The sequence below is a fragment of the Aeribacillus composti genome, assembly GCF_031760945.1.
GTDB lineage: Bacteria > Bacillota > Bacilli > Bacillales > Aeribacillaceae > Aeribacillus > Aeribacillus composti.
The window spans coordinates 3,217,697-3,231,719 of the sequence record NZ_CP134501.1 but is presented as its reverse complement, the minus strand read 5'-3'; the positions used below and the strand labels follow the sequence as shown (position 1 = coordinate 3,231,719).

Annotated in this window: 10 protein-coding genes; all 10 read left to right on the top strand. The window is 40.6% G+C overall.

Translation table 11 applies throughout. The features are described from left to right. Positions 1 to 91: 91 nt before the first annotated feature. The 10 genes from esaA (at position 92) to RI196_RS15715 (ending at position 14,021) form a co-directional block, all read left to right on the top strand. The gene (esaA, locus tag RI196_RS15760; RefSeq protein ID WP_311066495.1) at positions 92 to 3,349 is read left to right on the top strand and encodes a type VII secretion protein EsaA; all 3,258 of its coding nucleotides are present in this window, start codon (positions 92 to 94) and stop codon (positions 3,347 to 3,349) included. Then, positions 3,327 to 3,839: a type VII secretion protein EssA gene (gene essA / locus RI196_RS15755; RefSeq protein ID WP_066249501.1), complete on the top strand. Its 513-nt coding sequence runs from the start codon at positions 3,327 to 3,329 to the stop codon at positions 3,837 to 3,839. Before esaA ends, essA begins: the two co-directional genes overlap by 23 nt. A 14-nt stretch (positions 3,840 to 3,853) precedes the next feature. Beyond that, on the top strand, positions 3,854 to 4,105 hold the full coding sequence (locus RI196_RS15750; RefSeq protein WP_066249503.1) for an EsaB/YukD family protein: 252 nt from the start codon (positions 3,854 to 3,856) through the stop codon (positions 4,103 to 4,105). A gap of 57 nt (positions 4,106 to 4,162) precedes the next feature. Then, complete coding sequence (gene essB / locus RI196_RS15745; protein ID WP_144598493.1) at positions 4,163 to 5,485, top strand: type VII secretion protein EssB; 1,323 nt, start codon at positions 4,163 to 4,165, stop codon at positions 5,483 to 5,485. A 160-nt stretch (positions 5,486 to 5,645) separates the two neighbouring features. Then, a complete protein-coding gene (gene essC, locus RI196_RS15740; protein ID WP_311066494.1) occupies positions 5,646 to 10,181 on the top strand; it encodes a type VII secretion protein EssC in 4,536 nt (1,511 codons plus the stop codon). After that, complete coding sequence (locus RI196_RS15735) at positions 10,174 to 10,566, top strand: EsxC family T7SS substrate (protein ID WP_311066493.1); 393 nt, start codon at positions 10,174 to 10,176, stop codon at positions 10,564 to 10,566. The genes essC and RI196_RS15735 overlap by 8 nt, the downstream gene beginning before the upstream one ends. Then, positions 10,553 to 10,852 carry a WXG100 family type VII secretion target gene (locus RI196_RS15730; protein ID WP_066249517.1) on the top strand — a complete coding sequence of 100 codons (300 nt, stop codon included), beginning with the start codon at positions 10,553 to 10,555 and terminating at the stop codon, positions 10,850 to 10,852. The genes RI196_RS15735 and RI196_RS15730 overlap by 14 nt, the downstream gene beginning before the upstream one ends. Further along, a complete protein-coding gene (locus RI196_RS15725; RefSeq protein WP_094244498.1) occupies positions 10,849 to 11,553 on the top strand; it encodes a DUF5081 family protein in 705 nt (234 codons plus the stop codon). The genes RI196_RS15730 and RI196_RS15725 overlap by 4 nt, the downstream gene beginning before the upstream one ends. Beyond that, positions 11,546 to 11,875 carry a hypothetical protein gene (locus tag RI196_RS15720; protein WP_066249523.1) on the top strand — a complete coding sequence of 110 codons (330 nt, stop codon included), beginning with the start codon at positions 11,546 to 11,548 and terminating at the stop codon, positions 11,873 to 11,875. Before RI196_RS15725 ends, RI196_RS15720 begins: the two co-directional genes overlap by 8 nt. Positions 11,876 to 11,879: 4 nt before the next feature. Then, positions 11,880 to 14,021 (top strand): hypothetical protein, encoded by a 2,142-nt coding sequence (locus RI196_RS15715; RefSeq protein WP_311066492.1) that lies wholly within the window; start codon positions 11,880 to 11,882, stop codon positions 14,019 to 14,021. Positions 14,022 to 14,023: the final 2 nt, after the last annotated feature.

Below are 14,023 nucleotides of genomic sequence, written 5' to 3'. Positions count from 1 at the left end.
GCAAGAAGGCAGTGCCTTTGAGGATGTTTGTCATGTTTGGTTTTCATCCCAACATATCTGTATGTCATTCACATAAAAGGGGGTGAATGGAATGAAGAAATTTGTGCTCAATTCTTTCTTGTTTCTTGGACTGGTGCTCATGCTTTCCTCAGGAAGTTCCTACTTAGCATTAAACCAAGTATCGAAAAGTACAAATGATGATGAGCAAAAAATGACTGTTGCTTTAGTAAATGAAGATCAAGGCGGCACCTTTAATGGCAAAAAATACGCATTTGGCAATGAATTTGTGAAAAGTATTGAAAAAGATAATGAACATGATTGGTATATTGTCAGCCGTGGTGTTGCTGAAAGCGGCTTTAAAAACAATTTGTACAACATGATTATTATCATTCCAAATGATTTTACAGAAAAAGCACTATCAATGAATGATAAAAATCCGGAGAAAATCACTTTAAACTATAAGATTAATGCATCGGGCAACAGCAGCATGAAAGCCCGGGCGGAAAAAACGGCTAGTTCAATTTTAGAGGATTTTAATCGTCGAATTATTGATGTTTACTTCGCTAGTGTAATAGGAAACTTACAAAAGGCCCAAGACAATGTTGCTGAACTTGTCAGGAAGGAACGGAATCATACCAATATATATAATCATGATATTCATCAACCATTATCTGGTTTCACTAATCAGTTTGCGACAGTAAAGGATCAAACAAAGGTATCAACCGATGCTTTCAAAGGTCTGGAGGATATCTTGCAAAATTACCAGAGCTCCTTTGTTGAAGGGGCAAAAGCAACAAATGCTTATCAAACAAATTTTTTAGATTTCCAACAAATGAAGAATGCTCATGAAACTTTGGCAAAAGGTTTTGCAGATCAGCTAACAGCATTCGACAGCAGTCTAAACGCTGCAGACGTTCAGCAAAATATTAACCGACTGGTTGAAACCAATCAAGCAATTTATAATCAGTTCCATTTCAATTCCATGGAGGACCAAAATATTTTCTTGAAGTCTGAAGCGCTGAAGATGTCGTTAAAATCAACATTGGAAACAATAGACAGCTATGAGCAAGAATTAACGAAAAAGCTAGAAAATGAAACAGAGGAAAATATTGCGAAAAAACTGGCAAAACAAATGAAAGATGGTGTCGGAAACAGTTACGTTTCGTTAAATCAAATATTTGATACTCCCGATAAAATTGTCCAAAAAACGATTAAAAGCCAAATTGATAAACTTCAAACGTTAAAACGGGAAGAAATTGATGATTTAAACATCGATGAGTCGGTGAAGAGCGATATCAAAATGGTTATCAAGGTGACAAACCAATTTAATCGGGAATTTCAATATCAGCCACAACCATCCAACGGTACGGGGCTTCCTTTAACAAATTTAATAAACAAAGTGAAAAAGGATTTAACGGAATCAGGCATCATTTTGTCGGACAATGCAGCTATTCTAGGCGGAAATATTGAGAGTCAAAATATAAATGCGGCAGTTCCTGAACTTTTTCGTATTCATGAAGTGACATTGACTCTTCCTAATGGGCAAACAAATGTTTTTAAAGTGGATGGAGATCAGAACAACGTTACATTTGATCTTCCTGTCACTGAAAAAGGAAATATTACAGTCAACATAAAAATAAGCTTGAAGGACGAAAATGCGAAAATTGATTTATTTCAGCCTGTTGCATGGGAATGGAAGATTATTCAAAAGCATAAAAATACAGAGGCGCCAGAGCCGTCTGATCCATCTGATCCATTGCCGCCAGAAGAGCAACAGCCTGATCCTGAAGCTCTAAATATGAATGAAAACAGTAATTCCGAATCGACACAGGACGATTCAAATGATGAGAATACAAATGAACCTCCTGTTGAAAGAGAAGATATTAACAATGTTATCTATCATAAAGTAATGTCTCAGCTGATAAGTGATCCGGCTAATACTTTCATGAAAAGCCTTAATGAAAGTATCAGAGATTATCAAAAAACAGCGATGTTATATGAATTATATTTTGGGAAAAGTATTTCCGATTTAGCCAATGGATTGGAACAACGTAGCTTGGGGGATATGGCTGCAGAGGATTCTCTTTATTACCTGTTCCATAAACAAGATATTGTAGAAGCCATATCCGACTATATGGCCGGGAAAATAACTGAGGATGTCAGAGCTGAAACGGAAGACCTTAAAAATAAGATAGCAGGTTATAAGCAGCTAGTTCAGAAAACTCAAAATCATTCTGACGAAATGGCTTTATTAGTCCAACAAGCGACGATACAAGCAGAAGAATTGAATCATCGCATTACCAATACATTACAGCGGTTGGAAGCATGGCGGGAAGCCAGTTTGAAGCTGCAAAACGCAAATAGTGAGATACAAGCCGGTCAAAATAAAGAACAAAGCGCTGTTCTGTCCTTAGACGATCAACTTCAAACATTGCTGGCTACAAGCCAATCCTTGGCAGATCAATCTGAAAATGTATTGATTTCAACAGACAGCGTCTATAAAACTTTTGATGCGATTGATAAACAGGCTGACAATATTGTAAACAGCGGCGACACATTAGTGAAAAAGGCTCAAAAGCTTTCAAATGATTTGACTAATAAGCTGCTGAAGGATCAAGAGTTTGCTGATAACTTTGGACAAGTGTTAGCCAACAGCCGTATAGGCGACCGTCCAAATGAAAACTTGTTGAATTTTCTATCAAATCCGGTGCAGACAAAAAACAGCGAAGTGAAAGTAGTTAAAGATACTTTTATCCCTTATTATTTGGTGTTAATCTGTTTTATTTTGGCTTTATTTTCTGCATACGTCATTGCAACGTCTGAAAGAAAAAGATTGATAAAGGATGATTTCTCAGAAAACAGAACATTGGTTTGGAAAAATACTCCGATCACATGGGTGACAGCAGGAATTGGCGTTATCGAAGGAATCATCATCGGTTTGCTGTCAGGTTCTTTTATCGATATTCCACAAGAAAAATATTTTCAATGGATTGGCCTGATCTCCCTGATTATGTTCACCATGGTGCTGGCAGGAGCTTATTTGCTAAGACAGCTTAAAATGATCGGGATGTTTTTACTTCTTGGCATGTTAAGCCTTTATGTATTGTTGACAGAAACTCTTGGGCTGAATTTCGACAAACAGTCTTTAGCATCTACATTGCAAGAATTGTCGCCACTGCAATATATTGAGAAGCTGCTATTAGGTTTTGTTGACGATACAAAGTACGATCCATTGATCATCACCATATTAGTGGGGACAGCATTTTTAAGTCTTGTCGGACATTTATTTGTGATAAATGGGTTTACACAAAGTAAGGAGGCAAGGGATGAAGCAGCTAATCCGAATTAGTATTTTAGTTGCTGCAGCTATAGGCGTCCAGCCTTTGCTTTCTGCACATTCGTTGGCAGATGAACATTTGGATCACAGTGGGAAGCTTGATTTACAAGTAGACCGTATCAGCGATGACATAAAATCACAAGAATCCCAAAGTGAGAGTGAAACTGAACTGGAAAAAATCGCGCCCGGTTTGTTTAAAAAACAAACTCGGGCTGCGGTCCAGAAAAAACAAAAAGAGCTGGATCATGCAGTGAATCATCTAAAAGAAGAAATTTTTGCCGATTCGGTGGCGAGCGATGCAAAAACAAGCTTTTACGATGCGAAAAAGACATTATTTTCACAACATTTTTTTACGCAGCATTCTTCTCCCGCTAGCCAAAGCACTGCGGATCATGCAGAGAAAAAGGAAAGGGTAAATCAGATAGCCATTGGATTTCTGAGCGGATTTGCTGTTATGTTGGTCGGCGGAATTTTGGCTCTTATAAGAAAAATAATGGAGTAAAGGGGAGATCAGGAATGCCCGTTGAAACGCATATCAATGTGACCGTTGATTTTAGTAAATGGGGGAAAGGTCGATATGATGTGAGGATACCGGCACATCAGCCGATAAAACAGCTGCTGTCGAACTTGAATGAATCTTTAAGGCTCGAACTCCCTAATTATTCCCTTTTTGCGGTAAAAATCCCGACTAAAGAACTTTTACTGGCGGATGACGACCAGATTAGCGAGTTCCCAGTGGCGAATGGAGATATTTTACTTGTTTTATAGAACAAGAACCATGCTTTTTATCATAGCCTGTGTAACGTTGAAAAGGAGTCAGAAATCATGAAGGAAAAAACAATTAAAATGGATTCCGTGTCTTATCATTTTTTTATTGAAAACAATCAATGGAAATTAGAACTGGCAAAATCGCAGACCCGCGTGAAAGATATTCGTGAATTGGCTCTGATGAAGGAGAATACAGACCAGTTTGTTCCGGTAGAAGTGGAGGACGGGGAAGAGGTTCTCACTTTCCAATTTCAAGTTGATTCCAATATGAACCATTGGGAAACCATTCAAAGCTTGGGGCGAAGTGACAAGTTGCGATTGCTGTGCAATCTGGCCCGTTTCAGAAAAATTTTAGATACGCGAATTACGTTCTTCCTGCATCCACATAATCTCATATTTGACGATAATCTTATACCTTTTTTGGTTTACAGAGGCATTCGACAGGTGCTACCCCCCTATGAGATCAACGACGAAACCTTCCTGCTGCAATATAAATGCTTGAGTATCGCCCTATTTTCAAAAAAATATAATTTCGATGAACTATATGCAGGTTCATGGAAAAATGCAAAAGATACCGAGTTTGAACGTCAAATCAGTGAAATTGATCATTTTGATGACTTTGTTGAATTTTTACACAATCAGTATAGCAAGGAAAAGCGCGAAACAGAGAAAAATATGCAAATCGTTCCAAAAAAAAGATTTCAGCTATTTAAACGTTTATCCATTGCCATGATCGCAGCTGCAGTCATTTTGGCTGTTCCTGTTGTATACTTCGGCTTTTTCAAGCTGCCGTTTCAGCAGCACCTTTTGGAAGCGCATAGGGCTTTTTTATCCAAGGATTATTCAGAAGTCATTTCAGATCTCGAAAGTGTCAATCCTGAAAAATTGCCAGATTCGGGAAAATATATATTGGCCTATTCATATGTTAAATCCGAAAATCTGGGCGATGAAGAAAAAGACACCATTATGAATAATATTAGCTTAAAAAGCGATCCTAACTACTTATTGTATTGGATTTACAATGGCCGCGGAGATTTGGATAAATCACTTGATTTAGCGATGTATCTCGATGATCCGGTGTTAATCATGTACGGCTATATTAAAAAAATTGAGAAGGCAAAAAATGATCCAAACTTAAGTGGAACCGAACGGCAAAACCAGGTGCAACAATATGAAGAGAAGTTAAAATCGTATGGAGAAAAATATGGTCTGGAATCTTTGTTTGTGACGGATCCGGAGAAAGCCAATCCAACTGAAGAAACGGGTGGATCCGCGCCGGCAGCTGCAGAACAACAAGTAACCGATCAAGCAAAGGGGACACAGACAGATCGAACGGAGAAAAAGGTTCCTGATCAAAACCAAACAGAAGAAACGAAATGAGGGGATCTTGCCTGCATTTATGAGCGGCTATCATTTTAATAGTTCAGCTGATTTTTAGTTTTAAAGAATTAAACGTTACGCTTCATGTACCCCAATCATTTCGCTTACTGGAAAAAAAGGCATGCGTCTTTCTTAATTGCATGTAGAGAGGGAGAAAGAGATGGCACAACGATTATTACTGGTGAGTTATGATAAACAATTGCATAAATGCCATTTACATGACCATGAACCGAAAAGAGTATCAATCGGCGGCCAATGGTCTGACACTATTACCTTTCGCGGTTTATCCGACACCATTTGGGTGGATTGGGATGGTGAAACATGCAAGGTTGAAAATAAATCATTGATAAATGGTGCCATTTCATTACAGATAAACAATATTCCGCTGGAAATATACCTTACGGAGCATAATGATTGGCACTACTATGATATTTCCAATAAATTGAACATTACCTTTGGCAAAAATACGTATGATGATGTGCAGATTCCCAATACTGCTATTGATTTCGTATTGTTCCGTGATCAATTGGGAGACTCTTTTCAAATGGCTGTCTATCAGGGCACTGTCTATCATAACTATACATTTGTGGATGGAGAAGAAGTGAAGATTGAAGCGGGGGATGAGCTTTTTTTTGCCGGTGTAATGGTCAGAGTGACCAGAGATCGTTTGGAGATATTGGCCTCCGAACCCTATATATCTAAATTGGTGCCATTATATAGCGCACAAAGCAAGTATAACGCGGATTATCCTGATTATCACCGTTCACCGCGCATTATTTACCGTGTTCCGGAAGATAAACGGAAAATTGCTAAACCATCCAGCAAGCCAAGCAAACCGAGTGAACAACTTGCCCGTGTCATTGTTCCGCCGCTAGTCATGATTGCAGCCTTCGTACTCGTTTCCTTTTTTCAGCGAAGCGGCATTTATTTAATTGTGATGCTGTCTATGACGATTGTCACAGTTATTTTTTCCATCACCTCTTATGTGAAAAGCTTGCGGCAATATCGATTGGATATGAAAGAACGGGAGGAGAGCTACCGGGATTATTTGAAGCAAAAAACACATGAATTGTATCAAGCAAGTGAAGAACAGCGCCATGCCTTAAACTATCACTACCCAAGTGTGGAGCAAATCCGTGATATGGCCTTAAGGGTGGACTCGCGGATTTACGAAAAGACGAGGTTTCACCATGACTTTTTAATGTATCGCGTTGGAACAGGGACAGTGGATGCCAGCTTTGACATCGAATTCAGCATGGAAGAATTTACACAGGATAAAGATGAACTGGTCGAGGAGGCGCGCAGCCTTCGATCACAATTTTTAAAATTGCATGATGTTCCGATTGTAACGTCCTTGTTAAATGGGCCTGTGGGATATATCGGTCAGCGCCGTCTTGTGTTGGAACAGCTGCAAATGCTCGTCATGCAAGCAGCCTTATTTCACAGTTATCACGATGTTCAATTTGTGACGATATTCCCGGAGGAAGAAAAGCAACAATGGGCTTGGATGCGCTGGCTGCCGCATGCCAGTTTGCGTGATTTAAATATTAGAGGTTTTATATACCACGAGCGATCTCGCGACCAAGTTCTCAATTCGCTCTCTCAAATTTTAAAAGAAAGAAAATTAACAATTGATGAGAAAGCGAACAAAAATGAGAATATCTATTTTTCACCGCATTTTGTCATTTTTATTACAGATGAAAAGCTGATTTTAGACCATACGATCATGGAGTTTTTTAATGAAGATCCAATCGAACTTGGTGTTTCGCTCGTGTTTGTGGAAGATGTCATGCAGTCATTGCCTGAGCATGTAAAAACGGTGATTGATATACGCGATGCCCACTATGGCAACATCATTATCGAAAACGGCGAATTGGTAAACAAACGGTTTGTTCCAGATCACTTCCCGGACGGTTTTAACAAAGAAGACATTTCCCGTGCTTTGGCTCCTTTAAACCACCTGCAAAACTTGAAAAATTCCATTCCGGAAAGCGTGACTTTCCTTGAAATGTACGGCGTGGAAAAGGTTGAGGAGCTCGGGATTGAAGAACGCTGGGCACGAAACGAAACATATAAAAGCCTGGCAGTACCGATCGGACTGCGGGGAAAAGAGGATATTGTCCAGTTGAACCTCCATGAAAAAGCGCACGGACCGCACGGGCTGATCGCCGGGACGACGGGTTCGGGGAAATCTGAAATCATTCAATCTTATATTCTCTCGCTTGCCGTTAATTTCCATCCGCATGAAGTTGCATTTTTGCTGATCGACTATAAAGGCGGCGGGATGGCGAATCTGTTCCGGAAGCTGCCGCACCTGCTCGGCACCATCACAAACCTTGACGGTGTCCAGTCGATGCGCGCGCTTGCCTCGATCAAAGCCGAACTAAAGAAGCGCCAGCGCTTGTTTGGAGAGCATAACGTCAACCATATCAACCAATACCAGAAGTTATATAAAACGGGCGAAGCGAAAGAGCCGATGCCGCATTTATTCCTGATCTCAGACGAATTTGCCGAACTGAAAGCGGAGCAGCCGGATTTCATGAAAGAACTTGTCTCGACCGCCCGCATCGGTCGTTCGCTCGGCATCCATCTGATATTGGCAACGCAAAAACCGAGCGGGGTTGTCGACGATCAAATTTGGTCCAACTCGAAATTTAAACTGGCACTCAAAGTCCAAAATACAAGCGACTCGATGGAAATTTTAAAAACACCGGACGCCGCTGAAATCACCTTGCCGGGACGCGCCTACCTGCAAGTCGGCAACAATGAAATTTACGAACTATTTCAAAGCGCATGGAGCGGCGCAAATTATGTTCCGGATCAGGAGGACCAAGACCTTTTGGACACGACGATTTACGCGATTAACGAGCTTGGCCAATATGAGCCGATTTCTCAGGATTTAAGCGGCCTTTCCAACCGCAAAGAAATAGTAAAAGTCCCGACTGAACTCGAAGCTGTCGTCGACTGGATCAACGCCTACGCTGAAAAAATCGGTGTGGAAGAATTGCCAAGACCGTGGCTGCCGCCGTTAGAAGAGAAGATCTATTTAACGGAGCTGCATCAAGTAGAATATACAGAAGCTTGGTATCAAGAGAAGCAAGGGCTTGAAGCGACCATCGGCTTTTTAGATTTGCCGGAAATGCAAGAGCAAAAGCCATTAACCTTGAATTTGGAGAAGGATGGACATTTAGCTGTTTATTCCAGCCCAGGCTATGGGAAATCAACCTTTTTGCAGACTTTGGCAGTGGATATTGCCAGACAGTATAACCCGGAAAGAGTTCATATGTATTTAATCGATTTAGGAACTAACGGTTTGTTGCCATTGAAAGATTTGCCCCATGTCGCCGACACCATTATGGCGGATGACGAAGTGAAAATGGCTAAGCTTATTCGCCGCTTACGAAACGAGATGAAGGAGCGCAAGCAGAAATTAAGTAAATACGGAGTTGCCAACATTCGCATGTACGAAAAGGCAATCGGCGAAAACGTTCCGGCGATTCTACTCATAATCGATACGTATGATTCCGTTTTAGACTCTTCTTATAAGGATGATTTTGAGAATATGGTCGCGCAAGTTGCAAGGGAAGGCGTCAGCGTCGGTATACATCTTGCCATCAGCGCAGGAAGGCAAAGCGCGTTAAGAGCGCCTCTCCTCGCCAATATTAAACATCAGATTGCCTTGTTTATGATAGATGCTACAGAAGTTCGCAATATTGTAGGGAGAACGGATTTATCGATTGAGGAAATACCAGGCCGCGGCCTAATCAAATTGGATCAGCCAACTGCTTTTCAAACAGCTTTGCCTGTAAAAGGCGAAGATACGCTGCAAATCATTGAGGGAATCCAAACGGAGAGCAAAGGTATGCGTGAAGCGTGGAAAGGCAAAACGCCGGCTCCAATTCCAATGGTTCCGGAAGTGGTTGAATTTTCTGCATTCATTAAACATCCGAAGGCAAAAGATATGTTGGCGTCAGGAGGCATTCCATTTGCGGTGGATTTTGAAGAAGTAGAGCCTGTAGCACTACAGGTTGTTGAAGACCAAAATACATTAATTTTAGGAGAAATGGCTGATGCAGTGGAACAAACGTATTTAACTCTTCTATCCAGCATTTCGCTCAATGAGCATATTGATGTCGGTTTGTTGGATAATGCTGCAGCAGCATTCCAATTGTATCAAAACCATGTCAATTTGTATGCGGATAATGGAGCTTCAATGGATTTGTTTGTAGCCAAAATTCAAGAACTATACGAGGCAAGGGAAGACGCATTTCGCCAAATCCAGTTGGAAACAAACGGGCGAGCGACCATACGCGATTTTAAGAACCAAATCCGTCCGCTCGTTGTTTTAATCACCGATGCCTCCTTTGTCGTTGAAACGATGTCGGCGCTGTCGCAGTCAACGCTTGCAAAGCTGATGGAAACGGGAGCAAGACTTGGAATCTATTTCATTATTGGCGGAATCCCGGGAAGAATTGAAAGAATGTATGATGACATTTCCACTATGATCAAAAAACAAAAAACGGGTGTGTTGATTGGCAGGGTTGCCGACCAAAATATTTTGGAAGTGATGAATCGGCCGTATAAGGAAAAGAACCTGCTGCCTTACGAAGCTTATTATATCCGATATGGAAAAGCGGTAAAAATTAAAATCGCCGCGCCATATCGTACAAAGGAGGAAGTGAGCGAACATGTTTGATTGGTTCAAAACGGCGACGGAGAAAAAAAGAGATGATTACCATAAGCTTTACGAAAAACTTCATGATGCACTTTCGGATTATGATCAAAATGTTTCGGAAGCAGAAGGAATCTACGAAAGCTATGTAGGAAAAGCAGCTCATTTATCCATCTCAGACATTCCATCAAACGACTTCGAACCTAAGCGGCAAGAACTCAATCAGAAGCTGAATAAATATTTCCAACTGGAAAAGCAGAAAAGAAGCTCTCTTGTGTCCGCCAAAAATAAGGCATACGAAAGATACATTTACTATAAAAACTTAGCCATTAAAGAAGCGAGGGAGAGAGCGGAAAGAGAGGAAAGAGAACGGGAAGAAAGGATGGAGCGGTTATATGGGAAGCGTTAAAATCAACGGTGCCAAAGTAAATGAAGCGAAAGAAACGGCAAAAGCGCTTGAAGAGTCGATTAGAAACACGAAGAACACATGCAGCCAATTAATTTCCTATATTCACTCGGCGGGGTGGAGTGGAAAATCACGAGACGCATTTCTTACCTATCTCGAGATTATACACAAATATCATCAAGAGATGGAAAAGGCTGCAGCGAAACAGACAAAAGCCCTGAATAATTTGGAAAGTTATTTCCATGACTTTTTGAACGATCCATCAGTTAAAGAAGTGAGAAACTTATGAACGCTGCTCGCGATGCTTTTAACGTACCGGAATTATATTTGTTAGCTGCGGCTTTTGGATGCAATACGATATTCGGCCTCCCGGATAAACAAATTTACCAATTAAAGGGAGAAGAAGTTTTTAAAGAAGCTCACGAACGCTTAAAAGAAAAACAAATACTAGATTCTGCCGGCAAAATCACAGAGGCGGGGGCCTTGGTCATTCAAGCACTGGAACATTATGCTCAAAGTGAAAAATATGTGCGAATTAATAATTTAATGTTTGCTTTCTTCGAGAAAACAAATGACAAGCTGATCGTTTTGGTGGAACTAGAAAATAACTTATATCAATTAAGGATCATGGCCAAAGCTTTTGTTCTCAAATTGCTAAGCGAACAGTTTCCGTTAATGTCAAGAGAACCGGCGCCGCTTGAAAAAACTTTTTTAAAGCGTGAACTAACCCATGAAGAAAGGCGAGAAGTAGAAAGTTTCGAACCGGAAAAAATGTTTATGAATCTTGAATTCTTTCATATGACTGAACGGCCGATGGAGCCTGACAATCCGAAATTCTATCAGCAGTGGATGATTTTTACGAAAGATCAAAATCTGATTATGGTGGATATCCCACAAAAGAAATACTACCATGCAAGCCAATATTGGTTTCTGAAACTGCTCTTTGACGAATTGGAATTTCCTTATAAGGAGGCAAAAGCGCATGGCTAACGCGAATATGGGCGGAGGAGGATCCGGCACCATTGATGTCAATCCGGATGAAATCACGACTGTTTTTAATTATTTGAACAGAATTCTTTCGGAATTAGAGGAAACGGCAATTCCCAATATAAAAAAACTAAGCAGCCTTGATTACTATACGGCGGGCAAAGCGATGAAAGCGATGGCTGTATACGATGAAGCGAATGAAAAGATCATGGATTTGTACGATCATTACAGTCGTGCAGCAACGTTAGTAATGGACATTTTATTAACCATGATGGAAGTGGACCAACAAATTGCGGAACAGATTATAGCAAAATTGGAGGTATAATCGGATGGATGTCAAATATATACCTTCCGAATGGGAAAGGACCAAGAAAGGCATTGGCGATCTGATCGGCCTCGGTGCATGGGGAAAAGGCATGATCGACAACTTAAAAGATATCAGTGATCTTTTGGAAGACGCCCAATCAGACATCGCCAAATATGATAGCGACGGTGTCATCTCTTTCACCCACACGGACCGCAAAAGCCAATATCAACAATTATATGAAGATTATCTCGTCCTGCACCGCTTTAGCGGCCGTGTCGGAGATATTGTCGACCGTACGATCGATGAGCCGTTTTATCAAGATATCGATGCTTTTGTCGAAGCGATGCGCAACTTATCGATATCAGAGATCAAGACGAAAAACCACATCGGTGTTAAAGAAATAATCGTCGTTCCAGGAACTTATGGCACACAAGAGACGATCGAAGTGCCAAAAGCCGAGGTCGGACTAGAAGATCTGTTCAGCGGCAGCAACTACTATGCCAGGCTGATGGAACGGGAATACGCCTCATGGAAAGAACTGAATCCCCACCAGGACTTTTCGGAAAAAGAATACATAAAGAATGCATTGAATTCCTACGCCTTTCAGTATGAATCGATCAAAGACGGGCAAATGAACAAAGAATTCTGGGGGCAAATAGCGGCGCTCGTCGTGATTGTCGGCGTCTCATTTATTTGTCCGCCAGCAGGGATGGCATTGGGCATGGCCTATGGTACACTGGAATTAAGCTCGGCCGTTTCCGGAAAAGACTGGATTTCAGGGAGGGAACTAGAAACAGGCGAAAGAGTATTCCGTGGTGTCCTCGCTCCATTGGATATCGTCCCTGGCGTTAGCGCGCTTTCTAGATTCAGCAGCGCCGCCCGCTTTTCACCTCTAAGAGAAGCAAGTGATCTTCAATTATTAACGGGGTTAAAAACGGGCTTCCAGCAAAAATCACAACGTGCCTCCGACATAGTTGTCCATGCTGAAAAAGACATCGTTGCCCGCATTCGAAATGCGAAAGCATGGGCGAAGGAAGTGCCTCAGCATTTGAAAATCGGCGCAGCAAACGGTGCGTTGCAAGTCGGCCGATTCGTAGACAACGCCATAACAAATCTGAAAAATGTGATCCCTGACCGGCAAATGGGATTCGCCATGGAAGGGGTTGGGGATGTTAAGGTTCCGGCGGAAAATACGCATGCGGTGGAGAATAAAATCCGGGCATACTTGAGCAAGGTCGATGGGGTGAATGTTGGGGGGAATAAAGTTAACAACGATGGCTTCGAATATAACATTAAGGATACGGGAACAGGCGAAAGTACTATAGATCCTAAATTAGAAAAATATGTTTGTGAATCATTTGAAGGTATAGGGAAAGAGGCACAAGATAATTTCAATAAATATCTCAGAGATAATGTTTGGTGTGATGAAACGTTATCTAATGCTGAAAAGATTGAAATTATGAAAGCTAACTTTAATAAGTTAACACCGGAACAAAAAATAAATTTTAATGTTTTAAATGATGTTAGAGTGATAAAAAATGCTGATTATTCTAATTGGGGAGAATGGCCAGATATTGACTGGCCAAGTTTTCCAGGTTTGAATAAAGATACTGCAATTGGTGTATTTAATAAAGAAACTGGAGAAATATTAATTCCAAGTGAATTAGATAGAATTGGAAGTCCTTTTGGTAACAATTTAGGTGTGGTAGAAAATGGTTATCATAGTACACAAAGTGAACGTTCTATTTGTTATATTGAAAATGAGTATGCGAGGAACACCTATTATTTTGATAAAACGTACTATAAAGATGCAATAGATGCTATTAAAAATTTTAGTATTGACCATCCAGAATATTCTGTTAACAAAATAAATTCTATTATTGATAAATTAAATATAAAGAATGGAACAAATAATCCTCATATTACTGAAAATGTTATTGCCAATTGGTATTCTCAATATAAAGCTTTTCAATCAAATCCTGAATTGGTAGCTTTGTGTAAAGAAAAAGAAATAGACTCAACATATGGTGTTATGGGGGAAGCAGCTCCATGGGAAAAAAACGGTGAAATAATAACTACGGGTGGTGCGAAACAAATTAACACTCCAATAAATGTGAAAGCTTTAGAGGATATCGGTATATTACAAAATAAAGGAGGTTGGTAAAA

Bases quoted from the DNA above. Each gene is read 5' to 3' on its own strand.
- essA (WP_066249501.1), top strand. From the start codon at position 3,327: ATGAAGCAGCTAATCCGAATTAGTATTTTAGTTGCTGCAGCTATAGGC.
- RI196_RS15750 (WP_066249503.1), top strand. From the start codon at position 3,854: ATGCCCGTTGAAACGCATATCAATGTGACCGTTGATTTTAGTAAATGG.
- RI196_RS15715 (WP_311066492.1), top strand. From the start codon at position 11,880: ATGGATGTCAAATATATACCTTCCGAATGGGAAAGGACCAAGAAAGGC.
- esaA (WP_311066495.1), top strand. From the start codon at position 92: ATGAAGAAATTTGTGCTCAATTCTTTCTTGTTTCTTGGACTGGTGCTC.
- RI196_RS15720 (WP_066249523.1), top strand. From the start codon at position 11,546: ATGGCTAACGCGAATATGGGCGGAGGAGGATCCGGCACCATTGATGTC.
- essB (WP_144598493.1), top strand. From the start codon at position 4,163: ATGAAGGAAAAAACAATTAAAATGGATTCCGTGTCTTATCATTTTTTT.
- essC (WP_311066494.1), top strand. From the start codon at position 5,646: ATGGCACAACGATTATTACTGGTGAGTTATGATAAACAATTGCATAAA.
- RI196_RS15735 (WP_311066493.1), top strand. From the start codon at position 10,174: ATGTTTGATTGGTTCAAAACGGCGACGGAGAAAAAAAGAGATGATTAC.
- RI196_RS15725 (WP_094244498.1), top strand. From the start codon at position 10,849: ATGAACGCTGCTCGCGATGCTTTTAACGTACCGGAATTATATTTGTTA.
- RI196_RS15730 (WP_066249517.1), top strand. From the start codon at position 10,553: ATGGGAAGCGTTAAAATCAACGGTGCCAAAGTAAATGAAGCGAAAGAA.